The following is a 16,551-nucleotide window of genomic DNA, read 5'->3' as shown; positions in this document are numbered from 1 at the left end:
AGGCGACCTGACGCAGAAAATTACGGTAGAGGCAAGAGGGGAGATTCTCGACCTGAAGGAGAACCTCAACCAGATGGTGGACTCGCTCAACATTTTTGCCGATGAGGTAACCAGGGTGGCCCGTGAAGTAGGCACGGAAGGAAAGCTCGGAGGACAGGCAGCGGTGCCAAAGGTACGGGGCACCTGGAAGGAGCTTACTGACAATGTGAATACCATGGCCAGCAACCTGACGCTGCAGGTACGCGATATTGCCAAGGTATCTACGGCTGTAGCCAAAGGTGACCTGACGCAAAAGGTATCAGTGGATGTGAAGGGAGAAATGGCGGAGCTGAAGGAAAACATCAACCAGATGGTGGATTCGCTCAACATATTTGCCGGTGAAGTAACACGTGTGGCACTGGAAGTGGGAACGGAAGGAAAGCTGGGCGGGCAGGCCAATGTGCCAAACGTAGCCGGTGTATGGAAAGACCTGACGGATAATGTAAACACCATGGCCAGCAACCTGACCATACAGGTACGTGGTATTGTAAAAGTTGTAACAGCCGTATCGAAAGGCGACCTGACGCAGAAACTAACGCTCGAAGCGAAGGGAGAAGTGGCCGAGCTGGCAGAAACAATCAACTCGATGGTAGTGGATCTGAACCGACTGGCAGGTGAAGTAAGCCGCGTGGCCAGAGTTGCCGGTGTGGAAGGAAAACTGACAGAACGTGCAACCCTGCAAGGTGTGGGCGGCAGCTGGAAAGAACTCGTTGACACGGTAAATGACATGCTGGAATCTATCGTAACGCCGATGCTGGATGTATCACGGGTGGTACGCGCTATCTCTGAAGGTGACTTAACGCAGAAAGTGGAAACACAGACAGCCGGAGATATTATGGACACGGCCAACGCGCTGAACCTGGCGGTAGAGAACCTGAATGCGCTCCTGGGCGAAATTAATGATTCGTCGCTCATAGTGGGTGGTTCCTCAGAAGAGATGGCCGGCAAAGGGCTGGAGATGAACAAAGTGACACTGGATGTTGCCCTGGCGATGCAGCAAATGGCGGAGGGTGCGCAAAACCAGGCCCTTAAAACCGACCAGGCCTTTAAGCTGATTGAGGAAATCATGAAAGCTACCAAAGAAACCGCCAATCGGGCAGAGGTAGTGAACAAGTCCGCTAAAGTGGGTGAGGAAACTTCCCAGCTGGGTCTGAAAACGGTAGCCGAGGTGGTGCGCAACATGGAGGAAATATCCAGTTCTGCGGTTCTCACGGCAAAAACAATTGAAGTATTGAGTACCCGTTCGCAGGAAATATCTAAGTCCCTGGGTGTGATTACGGATATCGCTTCTCAAACCAACCTGCTGGCCCTGAACGCTGCCATAGAGGCGGCCCGTGCCGGTGAAGCTGGCAGAGGTTTTGCCGTTGTAGCCGAAGAAATCAGGAAACTGGCAGAAGGTTCCCGTAAATCAGCGAGCGAGATTGCTACACTCGTAGAAGATGTGAAAAAAGATACTGCATCTGCTGCTACAGCGATCTCGACCATGGAAGGCCGCGTACTGAAAGGAAAGAACGCAACCTTTGAAGCCTCCGGGGCCTTTAAGAACATTGCCGCTTCCAGTGGCGAAACCTTGCGCACCGCACAGGATATCCTGACAGCGACGGAGGTGCAGAAATCCTCTATTGGCGATGTGGTGAAGTATGTGGAGGAAGTAGTGGCCATTGCCGAACAAACGGCCTCGGGCACGCAGCAGGTGGCCGGTACGGCAAAGCAACTGTCGGCCTCCATGCAGGAGCTGACCTCGTCTTCGCAGAACCTGAATGATATTGCTGCCGATCTGCAAATCAGTATTTCAGCCTTTAAGCTGATTGATGGTAACCTGGTCTTTAATAACGGCAAAGATCGCCGTTTGACCGCTGTACCTGTTAAGCAAAAGCAGCTGAAAGCATCGGCAGGCAACAGCAGACTGGCTACCAATTCCAAAGGGAAAGTTACATCTAAATACTCCGGGGAAGAAAGATCTAAATAATGACAAAGCAGATGAAGCAGGGAGGGGAAACTGCGGCAAAAGCTACACCAGGCCCTTCCGACACGCCCGCACCTGTCCACGCCGCAGACACAACCCCGGCAGAGGCGGCAAAACCGGCTGTGCTGGAGGAGATGGTGCATCTTATCGTGTTCAGGCTGGGCACAGAAAAGTATGGCATTAAAATAGAGCAGGTAAAGGAAGTGACAGTTACACCCAGTGTAACCCGTATGCCGCGCACGCCTGCTTTTATAAAAGGTGTAGCCAACATCCGGGGGGATATCATCGCGATCATGGATTTGGAGGAGCGCTTCGGCATCCGTCCGGCTCCCCTGTCGCCTGAAGCGAATCCCAATATTACCTATACTTTGGTGATCGAGGCAAAAGACTACAAAATAGGTGTGGTGGTAAAAGAAGTGCCGCAGTCGCTTAACCTGGCCATGTCCAAAATCAACAAGACCCCTGCCTTTCTGCAGGACATTAATATACAGGAAAGCTACATCGAAGGGATTGCAAAAGTCGGGGGCCGCCTGATCATCGTGCTCGATATGCTGAAAATCCTGACCAGTGACGAAGTGCAGCAGCTTGCCGGTTAGGCAGTTTACAATTAGAAGTTATACTTATACTTTAAAGTATGAAAAGAATATTAATAGTAGATGACTCCTTCTACATGCGCACCATGTTGAAGAACATGCTGACCGATGCCGGTTATGATGTGGTAGGCGAGGCACCTAACGGACAGACAGCCTTGGAACTGGCAAAATCCACCAATCCTGACCTGATTACGCTTGACGTAATTCTGCCGGACAACACGGGGCTGGATGTGCTGAAAGGCATAAAGGCCGAGCAGCCGGACATGAAGGTAATTATTGTAAGCGCCGTGGGGCAGGAGGTAATCATGAATGAGGCGATGGAGTATGGCGCACTGTCGTACATCGTAAAGCCTTTTTCTGAAGAGAAGGTGCTGGAAGTAGTGAGCAAAACGCTCGCCAGTGACGGGTAAGCGCAAAATCACAGCAGGTATACCGGATAGTATTGTTCAGAAACTATTGTAGAGCAGGTGCAGGCAGAACACATAAAAGTAGTTATTGCTGTCGAGTCGGGCTACAGCCGGTTAATGCTGGATGATATTATAAACACCGAGGCAGACATGCTCACGCATAGCCTGGCATCGGACGGAAGCGAACTGTTGCAGACGTTGCGCGATAATGCGGCGGACGTGGCTTTGGTTGACAATGACTTGCCGCTGAACAAAGAATTCCTGCTGCTTAAGCAGATTTTCAGTGAAGTGCCGGTACCTGTTGTACTGCTGGTAACCCGTTCTATGCTTTCGCTGCAACTGGTCAAGCAGGCAACAGAACTGGGTGTATACGCCATTATACTTAAGCCCGGCAGGGGCCAGTACATCAACTACAGAGGCATTGCGCCGGAGGTAATCAGCAAAGTCAGGGCGGTGCGGCAAACGTTGCACTGGGACACGAAAACACGCCTGGCACAACTGCAGCAGGAATTATTTGCCGGACCGCAGCTCCCCTTCCCGCACCTGCAGGCTACTGCCGGCACAGTAGTGGTAATTGGTGCTTCCACGGGCGGCACACAGGCACTTGAGATTATTGTAAAAGGACTTTCGCCGGCGTTACAGGCATCGGTGCTGGTGGTGGTGCATCTGCCAAAAAGCTTTACCAAAACGTTTGCAGCACGCCTGCAGGAGCTTACACAGCTAAAAGTGGCAGAGGGGCGCGAAGGCATGACGCTGAAGCGGGGGAAGATTATTGTGGCGCCGGGCGGCAAAAATATGGTAGTGGTACCGGTAATGGGCAATACCGCAAATTTAAAAATTGGCTTTTCCAGCGAACCTGCCGGTTCTTTTGATCAGCCGAACATCGATCTGGTGATGCAGACAGTGGCGCAGAGTTCTGTAAAGCAGGTGTTGGGCGTTATCCTGACCGGCATGGGCAAAGATGGTACCGCGGGCGCCGCTTACATACGGCGCAGGGGCGGGCTCATTGTTGCGCAGGACGAAGAAACATCCCTCATTTTCGGGATGGCCAAATCTGCCATAGACAGCGGCCTGGTCGGCAGGATATTGCCATTATCTGCGATACCGCATTACATCAACCGGTTAGCAGCGCAGCAGCCATCCGTCAGTGCAACTGACACAAGTGTATGAAATCGAGAGAAGAGGAGTATAAAGAGATATTTATTGCTGAGGCGCTCGAATACTACGATGCGCTGAACAGGCATATCAGCGTATTGGAAAAGCAGCCGCAGGACGATCATACCCTGGCTGAAATTTTCCGTTTGCTGCATAACCTGAAAGCAAATGCCAAAGCCATCGGCTACCTGCAAATCTCGGACGTGTCGCATAAGCTTGAAACAGCTTTCAGCCTTATACGCAACAAAGAACTGAGCTTTAGCGATGAAGTGGTAACCGTGCTTTTCGACGGCATTGACATGCTCGGCGACCTCATTCATAATATTGACAATACAACTGCCGGAGATCCGGATCCGGTGCTGTTGCGCAACCTCGATATTATTGTAGACAGCCTGGCTGACAATACGATAGAACTGGCGAAGGTACAGCGGTATCATACTTCCAAAAACCTCTCGCTGTCGGATTTGATCTATATTCAGATTAAAAAGCTCGACAACCTGATGAACCTGGTTGGCGAGCTGATAATAGATCGCGATCGGATTCTTTCTATCAGCCGCGAGCTTGACAACGATGAGCTGAAGAACGTGAGCTCTCACCTGTATCGTATTACGGACGATTTGCAGTACAGCGTGATGGATGCGCGGCTGGTAAGTATAGGTACCCTGTTCAACAAGTTCCCGCGGATTGTGCGCGATATTGCGGTGGCCGAAGGCAAGGTTATAAACCTGGAGCTGGCAGGGCAGGACATCCAGATAGACAGGAACATCCTGCAGATTATAACCGACTCGCTGCTGCACCTGGTACGCAATGCCATAACGCACGGCATTGAGCGGCCGGAGGAACGGGAAAAGAAAGGCAAACCCGCCACCGGTAACCTGAGCCTTGCCGCGCGGAGCGATCGGGAGAATGTGCTTATTACGCTGACGGACGATGGCAAAGGTATTGATCTGAAGCAGGTAAAGCGTGCGGCGATAGAGCGGCAACTGATATCGGCAGAGGCAGCTAAAGGGCTTCGGGATATGGATGCGCTCTCCTTTTTGTTTGAGCCGGGTTTTTCGATGGCCAAAGAGGTAACCGAGTTTTCGGGCAGAGGCGTGGGGCTGGACGTGGTGAAGAATGCCATTGATTCTATTGGCGGCCGGCTGCAGGTACATTCTGAAAAAAACAAAGGAACAACTTTCAGCATGCGCCTGCCTACCTCCATTGCGGTAAAAGGCGCTTTGCTTTTTGAAGTGGCCGGCATTTTCTTCGGTATTCCGCTGATACACACCGATCACGTAATTGCCATGGATATAGATGAACTGCATGAAGTAGGTAACGTATTGGTAGCAGACATCAAAGGAGAAACCGTAACCGTCGTATACCTGCACGAGCTTTTAAACGCTCCGGAAGCAGATATGCGGCTCGGAGACAAAAGCCGACTGAAAGGTATTGTACAAAATATTATTGTGGTAACGTATAACAACCGGAAGCTGGGGCTGATAGTAGACAAACTCTACAGGCAGCAGGACATTGTGGTAAAGCCACTCAGCAAGCCCCTCGACAGCATCGATTTGTATGGCGGGGTAACGCTGCTGGGTACCGGCAAAGTATGCCTGGTACTGGATGTGCCGGCAATTACGCGCAACTTTATTAACCGAAGATAATGGGCAACGGCGATGGGAAAAGATAAGAACAACCAGACAACTATGATGGAACCTTACATTTCGGAATTAGAGCGGGATATCGTTAAAGAAATCCTCAACATCGGCCTGGCCCGTGCAGCAGATTCCTTTGCTGTGATAGCCAGAGACAAGGTACTGCTTCGTGTGCCGGATATTGAGCTGATAGAAGTAAAAGATCTGCTGCTGCTCGTTGCCAAGTATGAGGATACGCATACCATTATTCAGTCCGACATCAGGGGAGAGTTTAACGGCTCCACGCTCATGCTTTTCTCCGATGACCACATTGCCCGCCTTTCCGAAGTATGCCTGAGTATGCTGGATGTGCAGAAGGGAGAACTTTCTGTTATGCAGGAGTCGCTGCTGCTCGAAATCAGCAACATTATAACGGGCGCCCTGGTAACACAGCTGGCCAACATTCTCAAAGCCGATATATACGGTTCCCCGCCCAAGCTCCCCAAAACCCATATCGCCGATTCCTTAAAAGATATTCTGGTGCAGCACCCGCTCTTTCAGCCGCTGGTGTTTACGGTGGTTACGCAGTTCACGCATAACTTTAAGCGCGTGGAATTGCCCCTGCTGTTGTTCTTCGATACGTCTACACTGCTGAAGATATTGGACATCATCCGCGCTTTTGGCAACGATAAAAACGGGTTGCTGTAAACGGAAGCAGGTATAAGCCATACTGCTGAGAATACCCGCAAGGCCGTAGTGTAGCGCCCGCAGTATGTGCCACTTCTGCCAGTGCCTGTATTGATAAATCGTGAAGTATAAAGCATTCCTGCGAAGTATAACGGCTCCTAAAACATTGCTTTTAAGTATAAAGGGATTTCCTTACAAGAACCAAACAGTTAGTATACCGACAGGCTGAGAAAGGGCTGTCAGCTTATCGCTTTGCAACTATCACGTTTTACCTGAAGTATAAAGTTTAACACAGAAGTATAATCAACCGCCTTTTCAGGTGCAGCCAATGAGTAGCAAAGAAGAAAAAATAGCCGGTTTCGATCCGAATGGTATGGGCGATGTGAGCGGCGGCCTGTTCGGGCTGCCGTTTGGTATAGACGAGGCGGAAGTCGTGATTATCCCCACTCCCTGGGAGGTAACTGTTTCTTACAGTGCCGGCACCGCGCAGGGGCCACAGGCCATAAAAGAAGCTTCGCCCCAGGTTGACCTGTTCGAGCCATGTATAAAAGACGCCTGGAAGCTGGGTATTGCCATGGAAGAGGTTTCGGAAGAATGGGCAACAACCAGTGAAGAGTTGCGGCAGAAGGCCGAACAATACATTGCGTGGCTGGAAGAAGGAAGTCCGGAAAACGGCAGAGCACAATTTGCGCAGCTCCCGGCTGAAATTACGGCCAAAGGCGCCCAAATGCTGCAGTGGCTTAAACAAAAAGCGCTTTATTACCTGGAACAGGGCAAGATTGTAGGTGTGCTGGGCGGCGACCACAGCACGCCGCTAGGCCTGATGCATGCACTGGCAGAAAAGCACGAAGAGTACGGTATACTTCAGGTCGACGCGCATGCCGATTTGCGGGAAGCTTACGAAGGATTTGAATTTTCGCATGCCTCCATCATGTATAACGCCCTTAAACTGCCGCAGGTAAAAAAGCTGGTGCAGGTGGGTATTCGTGACCTTTGCCAGGCAGAAGCCGAGCTGGCCCAGCAATCGAATGGCCGGGTAACCATTTTCTATGATGCCTCTCTGAAGGAAAACATGTATGCCGGCGACAGCTGGAAGAAAGAGTGCAAAAAAATCATCGCGCAGCTGCCGCAGAAAGTATACATCAGCTTTGATATTGACGGCCTGGACCCGAAACTTTGCCCCGGCACCGGCACCCCCGTACCCGGCGGACTGGAGTTTGAGCAGGCCGTTTTCCTGATAAAGCAATTGGTAAAGTCCGGCCGCGAGATCATCGGCTTTGATTTGTGCGAAGTAGCGCCCGGCGACAGCGAATGGAACGGAAATGTAGGCGCCCGCCTGCTGTATAAGTTGTGTAACTGGGCAGCTGCATCGCAGAAAAAGCTGGAAGCGCAGCTATAGTCTTCAATTCTTTCGCCGGAAGCCCGCAACCTTTTTGATTGCGGGCTTCTGTTATTTAGATAATGCGCCCGAAGTATGGCCTCGCTTTCTATCTTTCTTTTTATACTTCGCGTATGTATAGACTTATCAGAACAATAAAATCATACTATATATTCTTAACTCTATAAAACTATGGGATTCATCATCAGATTATTGGTAGTAGGCGCGGCAGCCATGCTTGCGGCTTATATTTTACCCGGCGTCACCATCGACGGCATTGTAACGGCTCTGATACTGGCGCTGGTACTGGCCATCCTGAATGCCATTGTCCGCCCTATACTGGTTTTCCTCACCATTCCGGTTACCATTCTCACGCTCGGGCTGTTTTTGTTGGTTATCAATGCTTTAATAATATTGCTGGCCGATTGGCTGATAGCGGGTTTTGCCGTAGACGGTTTCCTGTGGGCCCTGATCTTCAGCCTGGTGCTTTCTATTATTACCGCCATACTCGACGCTATTTTTGACTAAGTTTCTACAGGTATTATCTAAATAAAAGCCCCTGGAGCACCATATGGTACCAGGGGCTTTTGCATTTCAAAATTAAGGGGCTAAAAGTTATTTCTTCTCCATCCAGTTCTGGCAGGCATTGGCGGTTTCGGCACAAATGTCGGCGCAGTGCTGGCAATGATCTGTATGGTGCTTGCGGCATTCTTCGGCACATTTCCGGCAAATCTCGATGCACTCTTTCATCACGTGTTTGGCGTGGGCTGAGTTGCGTGCTACAAACTGCGCGGTAAGTATGCAAATGTCCGCACAGTCGCGATCAAGCATGATACATGGTACCATCATCTTCACATCGTCTTCCTGCAGGCAAAGCGTGGCGCAGGTTTCGCAGGCAGTCATACATTTTACCAACTGGTGTTCCAGGTTGTCTGTTATTTCTGATTTCATAGTTTTTTAGTATAGGTTTAATTCCGATCTATTCATTAAGGTACGGGAGCTATCTCTCATGGTTATTTGTTGGCCACGATAGCCGCTGCACAGCCTGCCTAAGCCGGATTTTATGGCTATCTTTGTATGAAGGAATAAAAGAGCGCAAGGCAGGCAAGGCCAGAAAGCGGGAAAATACAAAATGGATATACGAGCGGCACGCGAAGCACTTAAATTATACTTTGGATACGACCAGTTCCGGCCCATGCAGGAGCAAATCATCAGCAGTGTGCTGCAGAAGCAGGATGTGGTGGTGCTGATGCCGACCGGCGGCGGCAAGTCTGTTTGTTTCCAGGTGCCGGCCGTGGTGCTGCCGGGCATTTGCGTGGTAGTGTCGCCGCTGATTGCCCTGATGAAGGACCAGGTAGAAGCGCTGCAGGGCAACGGCATACCCGCAGCCTACATGAACAGCTCGCTTTCTCCCGAAGAACAATACAATATCGAGAACAAGTGCCTGGGCAACGAACTTAAGCTGCTGTACGTGTCGCCGGAAAAGCTGCTGTCATCTGGTTTTCTCTCTTTCCTGAAACGCCTCCATATTTCTCTTTTTGCGATAGACGAAGCACACTGTATTTCGGCGTGGGGCCACGATTTCAGGCCGGAGTATACGCAGCTCAAAATGCTTAAGCAGCAGTTTCCGCAGGTACCCGTCATCGCGCTCACAGCCACTGCCGACAAACTCACACAAAAAGACATACAGGAGCAGTTATACTTACAGAATCCGCAGGTATACGTTTCCTCTTTCGACCGGCCGAACATTAACCTGACGGTGAAGCCGGGCCAGAACCGCTTCAACCGCATCCTTGAATTTCTGGAAAATCACCCGGGGCAGCCCGGTATCGTGTATTGTCTCAGCCGGAAATCGACTGAATCAGTGGCTGAGAAGCTGAAAAGCAAAGGCTATAAAACAACCTGCTATCATGCCGGCATGAGTGCACAACTCCGTTCGCGGGCGCAGGAGGAATTTCTGCGTGACGACGTGCAGATTGTTTGTGCCACGGTTGCCTTTGGTATGGGCATCGACAAATCGAATGTGCGTTGGGTTATCCATTACAACCTGCCGAAGAATATCGAAAGTTATTACCAAGAAATTGGCCGTGCCGGCCGCGACGGCGCCAAGTCAGATGCTTTGCTGCTTTACAGTTTTGCCGATGTGATGAGCCTGCGTAATATGCTCTCGGAGGGAGAGGGCAGCAAGAATCAGTCAGAACTGCAGCTGGTAAAGCTGGAGCGGATGCAGCAATTTGCCGAAGCTTCTGCCTGCCGCCGCCGTATTCTGCTCCAGTATTTCGGGCAATCGATGGACAAAGACTGCGGCAACTGCGATATCTGCCGCAACCCGCCCTCCACTTTCGATGGTACCTTATTGGCGCAGAAAGCGCTGTCGGCCATCGCCCGCACGCAGGAACAGGTAACAATGGGGCTGTTGGTGGACGTGCTGCGCGGCTCCCGCAACAGCCAGGTGCTGCAGGCGGGTTATGATAAGATTAAGACCTATGGCGCCGGCCGTGATATCGGCCCGCTGGACTGGCAGCGCTACCTGCACCAGATGCTGAATGCCGGGCTGATAGAACTGGCTTACGATCAGAATTATACTTTAAAGCTGACGGACCAGAGCCGGCAGGTGCTGTTTGAAAACAGGAAAGTGCAGCTGGTGAAATTTGAGGAAGTAAAACAGCAGGAAGAGGAACGCTTTAAGCCACGGCCAAAGCGCGAGATCATTAAGGACGCTTTGTTTGAGCGCCTTCGTGCCCTGCGCAAGCGCATTGCCGACGAGGCCAACGTGCCGCCGTATGTGGTGTTTACCGATAGTACGCTGCTGGAGATGGCGGCTGAGAAACCTGCTAACAAGATTGCCATGCTGTCCATAGCCGGTGTAGGTAAGGTAAAGTATGAGCATTATGGCGATGCTTTTATCAACGAAATCATCGACTTTGTGACGGAGGAGCAGGCAAAGGGAAACACTATAAAAGGCGCTACGCACCTGGTTACGCTGGAGGCGTTTCAGAAAGGCCGTACGCCCGAGCAGATAGCCAGGGAGCGCAACCTGAATCCGGTTACCATCTACTCGCACCTGGCCACGCTTTACGAGCAAGGGTATGATATCCCGATTGAGCAGTACTTAACCAAAGCAGAGTATAAGGCCATATCTAAGGTAATTGAAAAGCACGGCACTGAAGGCAAGCTGAAAGAAATGTTTGAGCAGCTGGAAGGAAAATATGAATATTTCAAAATACGGTTGTCGGTATCTGTTTACAAAAAGGAGAATAGCTGGTAAGCCGGCAGTAAAGTATAGAAGTATCGTGGCACAGCAATTATGGACTATGAAACATGTTTGGTAATTAAATTTTATGCTAATAAAGTTAGTTTTATTTAAATAAATTAGTAAATTTACGTAGATAATCGCTGTACAATTTCGTATAGGAGTTTATACAACACTAAATTAATTGGCAAAAAGGTGCAACATGTAACTTCAAATATCAGGTATCTGCGCAAGGAAGCAGGTTATACACAGGCGCAACTGGCTGAAAAGCTGGATATTAAGCGTTCATTGGTAGGTGCTTACGAAGAGGGCAGGGCAGAACCTAAACTGAGCACGCTGGTAAATATAGCCGGGCTTTTTGGCATCACGCTCGACAGCCTGATAACAACAGAACTTTCCGATACCCCCGCACGCTCAGGAAACGCAGTTCCCGCTGCCAATGGCAAGCTGCGCGTGCTGGCGATCACGGTAGATGAGGATCAGCGCGAGAACATAGAACTGGTGCCGCTTAAAGCAAGCGCCGGTTACTTAAATGGCTACGCTGACCCTGAGTTTATTGAAGAACTGCCCCGTTTCAGGTTGCCGATGCTGGGCAGCAACGGCACTTTCCGCGCGTTCGAAATCAGCGGAGACTCTATGCTGCCGATTGCTTCGGGTACTGTTATCGTGGGCCGTTTCATTGAGGACTGGGGTACCATCAAAGACGGCACGCCCTGCATTATTGTGAGCCAGAAGGAGGGCGTTGTGTTTAAGCGCATCTACAACAAAATACAGGAAGCCTCTATGCTGCGCCTGCACTCCGACAACCCGGTTTACTCGCCTTATGAGCTGCACGTAGAGGATGTACTGGAGATCTGGGAGGCCAAATCCTATATCAGCTCTACGTTTCCGATTGCAGACCTGTCGCTGGATAAGCTTTCGTCCATCGTGCTTGATTTGCAGAAGGAAGTGCAAAAGCTTAAGAAAGTAGAATAAAACGTTGCCTTTCTGTAAGGACGACAGCATTGTAAAAGTTGCAGCTTCTTTTTTATACTTATGGCAGAATCCTGCTCCGCATCCGGAGCAGGATTCTGTTTTTCAGGGGGAATGTGCCGGCATTGCCGCGCCTTTTCTAACAAGAATTATACTCTCTGCGTAAAGCTTTACAAATAAGCCTCGTAAATTATTAAGTATAAACTAAAACTTAGCGCAATGATAAAAATTATTACAGCTGCCGAACGCCATCAAGCGAGGGCGGGAGACTGGCTCACCTCGCATTATCTTTTCTCTTTTGCCGATTACTACGATCCGGGCAATGTGCAGTTCGGCCCTTTGCGCGTGTTCAACGACGATGTGATAGGCCCGAAGGCTGGTTTCCCGTCGCACCCGCATGCTGATATGGAAATCATCACCATTGTGCTGGATGGCGCTATCCGGCACCACGACAGCCTGGGCACCGAAACAACTATTACGGCCGGCCAGGTGCAGCGCATGACTGCCGGCACCGGCATAACGCATTCTGAAAGCAACGAGGGCGAGGAGGCTGCGCATCTGTATCAACTGTGGTTCCTGCCGAATAAGCGTGGCCTGGCACCATCGTATGAGCAAATGGACGTGGATTTTCTGAGCAGCAAAGATAAGCTGGTGCCGCTGGCTACCGGCCAGAAAGTGCTGGAAGACGTGGTATTCCTTAACTCCAACTCAACTATCTATCATGGCAATTTCAGCGAGGGGCATGAATTTGACTTCCAGACATTTAAAATAAGAAAGACACTGGTATATGTAACCAAAGGCAACCTGCTGGTAAGCAACGTGGAACTGGGCCAGCACGACCAAATACGGCTGGAGGATATGGATGTTGTAAGCCTGCATGCAGCTTCTGATGCCTCTTTTATACTGATAGATGTGCCTGCTACAGAAGCCAATTATTAGGTTAGCAATTGAATGTTTTTATTACGATAAATATTTAAAGCAGGCGGTTCGTATACTAGGAAGTATGCATCAAGTATAAATTACCCTCATTCATACTTCAGGTATAAAGTATAAAAGAGAAGCCGCGCTATACTTAGCGCGGCTTCTCTTTTATACTTACTTAAGATGCAAGTATACTACAAAGTATACTTGCGGCCTTTGTTCTGCTCTTTCAGGTAATCCATCAGTGGCTGGAAGTAAGCTACCATGGCCCGGGCGCTTAGTTCCTCACCGGTTTTCTCCTTCAACATCTGGCGCCAGTCGGCTGAAGCGCCCGGATACATAATGTCGCGCAGAAACTTACCCACTTCTTTGTTGCCATAGTAGTTGGTGGCGTGCGGGTCCTGGTGCAGGATTTCCTTAGCGATATGGTCATGCAACTGGAATAGAAGCACGTAAGACAGCGCATAGTCGTAATACTGGGCCGGGTCGTCGTTGATGTGGGTTTTGGTTGCCGGGTCCAGGTAGTTTTCGCCGCGCTCTTCCGGCGGCACAATGCCCTGGTACTTTTTGGCCAACTCCCACCAGCGCTTGTTCAACTGGTCGGCCGGCAGGTTTTCCGCATAAAAATCATTCTCCCACTCGCTCATCACCCCCGACGAGAAAGGAATGAAGACCACATAGTTCAGTGCTTCTTTCAGCAGCGACTGCATCTCGTCAGTCTGTGTATTCCTGTCAATCAGGTCGAGGTTTGCCAGGAACGGCTTTTGCATGGCCGCCAGGCCCATCAGGCTGCCCATTGCCTCGTGGTAAGCACGGTTGGCGCCGCTCCGCAGCAGCACCGGCACATCGGGGTTAGTGTAAGTCATGTAATAATAAATGTGGCCGAGCTCGTGGTGTGTGGTTTCATACCATTCGGCGTTCGGCTCCACACTCATCAGGCTGCGCACATCTTTATCCAGGTCAATGTGCCAGGCAGAGGCATGGTTGTTCTTCTTATAATCAGCGCCAACCGGGGCAGGGTACAGGCTGGACTTTTCGTAAAATGAAGTGGGCAACTGCGGAAATCCGAGGCTCACGTAAAAGCGCTCCGCCTGTTCTACTTCCCACTCGGCGCCCTTAGGCTTCAGGGCAGCATCCAGGTCAATGCCTTTCACGTCCACCATTGCGCTCCAGTCCTGGCCCCAGCGGTTGGGCACCCAGTGCGCCGGCAGGTAATCCGGTACTTCCTTTGCGCCGTACTTTTTGGCCAGCTCATAGCGGGCATAAGTATGCAGCTCGCGGTAGAGCGGGCGCAGCTCCTCGTTAATCTGCTTCATCAGGTCCATCATCTCGGCGCGCGCCATGCCGTAGTCTGAGGCCTGATAGGTAAAGTAATCGTCGTAGCCCAGGCTCTGCACCGTTTTGTTGCGCAATTCCCGCAGGTTCAGCAGCCCTTCTTTAAGCGTCGGACCCACTTCTTTGCTGGCATTCCAGGCAGCTAGGCGCTTGTCTAAGTCCGTTTCATTCTTGAGGATGTCATCAATCTCGTTGGTGCTCACCGACTTCTTGTAAATGCTGTAATCGAAGCCGTACAGCTTCTCGGTTTGTTCCGTCTCGGCTTTGATGCGCGCTTTTACCACATCCGGAATAATCTGCGGGTTGTTGGCGCCGGAGTATAAGATAGCTTCAAACTGCTTGGCCTGCAGCGGCGTGAGCTGGTCTTTTTTCGCCAGCATGGCTTTGGCTTTGTTGATGTTTTCGGCACTGCCTGTAAAAGCGGCAAAGGCCTCGTTGGCCCTGCGTGTGGCTACGGCATTAGTCGAGTCGCCCTCTACAATATGCGTGTTCGAACGCCATTCTGCCTCCGCCGAAGCCGTATACAGCTGCTGGTATTGCTTCGAGTATTGGTCGAGGAAGGCCTGTGCATCCAGCTGGGTTTCTGTCAGATCAGCAGCAGATGCCTCCGTGCCAGCCGTATCAGTTTTCTGACTGGAGCAACCCGAAAGAAGTATGGCAGCGGTAAGGCCAGTATAGATAAGTTTTTTCATGAAGTGGTTTAAAGGATAATATTTTTAAGTATAAGTGTCATTAAAGGCAAATGCAAAACGCTACTATTTTCGAAAAGAATCAGCTGTCTTTTAACTCCCAGCTTCTTCAATTCCCTCCGTTACCTGCGCTTCCTGTAGCAAATTTCCATCTATCGTTTTGCTGGTTTTAGCGCCCAGTTCCCGCAGGATTTCCACGCGGCGAATGAGGTTGCCTTTGCCTTCGGTGAGTTTGTTCATCGCGGCGTTGTAAGAACTCTGGCTGTTTTCGAGGTGCTTGCCGATGGTTTTGAGGTCATCTACAAAGCCTACAAACTTGTCGTAAAGCTTGCCGCTTTCTTCGGCTATTCTGAGCACATTGCGCTTCTGATCTTCCTGCCGCCATACGCCGGCCACCGTGCGGAGCGTCGCCAGCAGGGTAGAGGTGGTTACCAGCACAATGTTGCGGTCGAAAGCGTCGGTAAAGAGGTCGTGATCATGTTGCACGGCCAAGTTAAAAGCGGGCTCCAGCGGAATATACATCATCACAAAATCAGGAGAGTTGATGCCGCTGAGGCGGTGGTAATTTTTGCGGCCCAGATCGGTGAAGTGCGTGCGTACCGAACTGATATGACTGCGCAGGTATACTTCCTGCTGGTTATCGTCCTCGCAACTGCAATACGCCTCATACGCCACCAGCGACATTTTGGAGTCGATGATGAGGTGTTTGCTGTCGGGCAGGCGCACGATGACGTCGGGGCGGTATACTTGTTTTTCGTCGTTTTGCCGTACTTCCTCGCGCTCGTAATGTACGCCTTTGCGCAAGCCGGATTTTTCCAGGAGGCTCTCGAGCAGGTATTCGCCCCAGTTTCCCTGGGTTTTGCTTTCGCCTTTCAGGGCACGTGTCAGGTTGATGGCGTCATGGCTCATCTGCTGGTTAAGGGAAGCAAGTTGGGTTATCTGTTCTTTCAGGGAGATACTGTCTTTCAGTGTCTTCTCATAGGTTTGCTCTACCTTTGCTTCAAACTCTTTGATGCGCTCTTTTAATGGCGAGAGGATGCGTTCCAGGTTTTCAGAGGAGGCTTTGTTGAAGTGATCGGCATTCGTCATCAGCACCTGGTTTGAGATGCTTTGGAACTGCTGCAGGAATTTTTCGCGGAGTTGTTCCAGTTCCCGGGCCTGTTCCTGCATGCGCTTTTGCAGGTGCTCGTAATCAGTTTCGGTTTTGGTAAGCGCGTTGGTGAGTTCCAGGGTTTCAGTCTGGGCTTCACGCAACAGGACTTTGAGCTGGTCATTTTCTTCGGCCTTCAGCTTTGCCTGCCCTTCCAGCACACCCTGCGTTACAGCAGCCTGGTTGGCCGTCTGCTGCAGGGCACTCAGCTTCCCCTTCAACGCCAGGAAAGCAATCACCAGACCTCCCAGAAATGCGGGTATTCCTACGATTATCTCCATAGAGGTAAAGGTATCATATTTTAGCATTTCCTGCTAACAAGGTTAGCTGAATTTATAGTAGTAGCTGCTGCTTTTCTTGCTGATATTCGCCTGAGTTCTCCTTAAAAAT

Annotated in this window: 14 protein-coding genes; 11 read left to right on the top strand and 3 right to left on the bottom strand. The window is 50.7% G+C overall.

Annotated elements, in window-relative coordinates:
• From I2I11_RS20120 to I2I11_RS20085, 8 genes are all read left to right on the top strand, one after another.
• On the top strand, window positions 1-2,008 hold a 2,008-nt coding region (locus tag I2I11_RS20120), incomplete at its 5' end, for a methyl-accepting chemotaxis protein (RefSeq protein WP_196269551.1).
• Window positions 2,008-2,601 carry a chemotaxis protein CheW gene (locus I2I11_RS20115; protein WP_230680492.1) on the top strand — a complete coding sequence of 198 codons (594 nt, stop codon included), beginning with the start codon at window positions 2,008-2,010 and terminating at the stop codon, window positions 2,599-2,601. The genes I2I11_RS20120 and I2I11_RS20115, both read left to right, overlap by 1 nt.
• 38 nt (window positions 2,602-2,639) lie before the next feature.
• Entirely contained in the window at window positions 2,640-3,008 is a 369-nt protein-coding gene (locus tag I2I11_RS20110) for a response regulator (protein WP_196269550.1), read from the top strand.
• Window positions 3,009-3,065: 57 nt separating this feature from the next.
• The gene (locus tag I2I11_RS20105; protein WP_370583026.1) at window positions 3,066-4,175 is read left to right on the top strand and encodes a chemotaxis protein CheB; all 1,110 of its coding nucleotides are present in this window, start codon (window positions 3,066-3,068) and stop codon (window positions 4,173-4,175) included.
• Window positions 4,172-5,806, top strand: a complete 1,635-nt coding sequence (locus tag I2I11_RS20100) for a chemotaxis protein CheA (protein WP_196269549.1) — start codon at window positions 4,172-4,174, stop codon at window positions 5,804-5,806. The genes I2I11_RS20105 and I2I11_RS20100 overlap by 4 nt, the downstream gene beginning before the upstream one ends.
• A gap of 42 nt (window positions 5,807-5,848) precedes the next feature.
• Window positions 5,849-6,484 carry a chemotaxis protein CheC gene (locus tag I2I11_RS20095; RefSeq protein ID WP_196269548.1) on the top strand — a complete coding sequence of 212 codons (636 nt, stop codon included), beginning with the start codon at window positions 5,849-5,851 and terminating at the stop codon, window positions 6,482-6,484.
• 307 nt (window positions 6,485-6,791) lie between these two features.
• Window positions 6,792-7,862 (top strand): agmatinase family protein, encoded by a 1,071-nt coding sequence (locus I2I11_RS20090; RefSeq protein WP_196269547.1) that lies wholly within the window; start codon window positions 6,792-6,794, stop codon window positions 7,860-7,862.
• A 171-nt stretch (window positions 7,863-8,033) separates the two neighbouring features.
• Entirely contained in the window at window positions 8,034-8,369 is a 336-nt protein-coding gene (locus I2I11_RS20085) for a phage holin family protein (RefSeq protein WP_196269546.1), read from the top strand.
• A gap of 87 nt (window positions 8,370-8,456) precedes the next feature.
• Here the strand turns inward: I2I11_RS20085 and I2I11_RS20080 are convergent, their stop codons facing one another.
• The gene (locus tag I2I11_RS20080; protein WP_196269545.1) at window positions 8,457-8,792 is read right to left on the bottom strand and encodes a four-helix bundle copper-binding protein; all 336 of its coding nucleotides are present in this window, start codon (window positions 8,790-8,792) and stop codon (window positions 8,457-8,459) included.
• A gap of 181 nt (window positions 8,793-8,973) precedes the next feature.
• Between I2I11_RS20080 and recQ the strand changes: the two genes are divergently transcribed.
• From recQ to I2I11_RS20065, 3 genes are all read left to right on the top strand, one after another.
• Complete coding sequence (gene recQ / locus I2I11_RS20075) at window positions 8,974-11,109, top strand: DNA helicase RecQ (protein WP_196269544.1); 2,136 nt, start codon at window positions 8,974-8,976, stop codon at window positions 11,107-11,109.
• Between the two features lie 180 nt (window positions 11,110-11,289).
• Window positions 11,290-12,069 carry an XRE family transcriptional regulator gene (locus tag I2I11_RS20070; RefSeq protein ID WP_196269543.1) on the top strand — a complete coding sequence of 260 codons (780 nt, stop codon included), beginning with the start codon at window positions 11,290-11,292 and terminating at the stop codon, window positions 12,067-12,069.
• A gap of 216 nt (window positions 12,070-12,285) precedes the next feature.
• Window positions 12,286-13,005 (top strand): pirin family protein, encoded by a 720-nt coding sequence (locus I2I11_RS20065; protein ID WP_196269542.1) that lies wholly within the window; start codon window positions 12,286-12,288, stop codon window positions 13,003-13,005.
• A gap of 176 nt (window positions 13,006-13,181) precedes the next feature.
• Here I2I11_RS20065 and I2I11_RS20060 read toward each other — a convergent pair whose 3' ends face one another.
• On the bottom strand, window positions 13,182-15,014 hold the full coding sequence (locus tag I2I11_RS20060; protein ID WP_196269541.1) for a M2 family metallopeptidase: 1,833 nt from the start codon (window positions 15,012-15,014) through the stop codon (window positions 13,182-13,184).
• Window positions 15,015-15,104: 90 nt separating this feature from the next.
• The gene (locus tag I2I11_RS20055) at window positions 15,105-16,442 is read right to left on the bottom strand and encodes a DNA recombination protein RmuC (protein WP_196269540.1); all 1,338 of its coding nucleotides are present in this window, start codon (window positions 16,440-16,442) and stop codon (window positions 15,105-15,107) included.
• Window positions 16,443-16,551 lie beyond the last annotated feature (109 nt).

Source organism: Pontibacter rufus (genome assembly GCF_015694705.1).
Classification (GTDB): Bacteria; Bacteroidota; Bacteroidia; order Cytophagales; family Hymenobacteraceae; genus Pontibacter; species Pontibacter rufus.
Note: the sequence above shows the minus strand (reverse complement) of the source record. Positions and strands in the feature narration are given on the sequence as shown.

Bases quoted from the DNA above. Each gene is read 5' to 3' on its own strand.
- I2I11_RS20115 (WP_230680492.1), top strand. From the start codon at position 2,008: ATGACAAAGCAGATGAAGCAGGGAGGGGAAACTGCGGCAAAAGCTACA.
- I2I11_RS20110 (WP_196269550.1), top strand. From the start codon at position 2,640: ATGAAAAGAATATTAATAGTAGATGACTCCTTCTACATGCGCACCATG.
- I2I11_RS20100 (WP_196269549.1), top strand. From the start codon at position 4,172: ATGAAATCGAGAGAAGAGGAGTATAAAGAGATATTTATTGCTGAGGCG.
- I2I11_RS20095 (WP_196269548.1), top strand. From the start codon at position 5,849: ATGATGGAACCTTACATTTCGGAATTAGAGCGGGATATCGTTAAAGAA.
- I2I11_RS20090 (WP_196269547.1), top strand. From the start codon at position 6,792: ATGAGTAGCAAAGAAGAAAAAATAGCCGGTTTCGATCCGAATGGTATG.
- I2I11_RS20085 (WP_196269546.1), top strand. From the start codon at position 8,034: ATGGGATTCATCATCAGATTATTGGTAGTAGGCGCGGCAGCCATGCTT.
- I2I11_RS20080 (WP_196269545.1), bottom strand. From the start codon at position 8,792: ATGAAATCAGAAATAACAGACAACCTGGAACACCAGTTGGTAAAATGT.
- recQ (WP_196269544.1), top strand. From the start codon at position 8,974: ATGGATATACGAGCGGCACGCGAAGCACTTAAATTATACTTTGGATAC.
- I2I11_RS20065 (WP_196269542.1), top strand. From the start codon at position 12,286: ATGATAAAAATTATTACAGCTGCCGAACGCCATCAAGCGAGGGCGGGA.
- I2I11_RS20060 (WP_196269541.1), bottom strand. From the start codon at position 15,014: ATGAAAAAACTTATCTATACTGGCCTTACCGCTGCCATACTTCTTTCG.
- I2I11_RS20055 (WP_196269540.1), bottom strand. From the start codon at position 16,442: ATGGAGATAATCGTAGGAATACCCGCATTTCTGGGAGGTCTGGTGATT.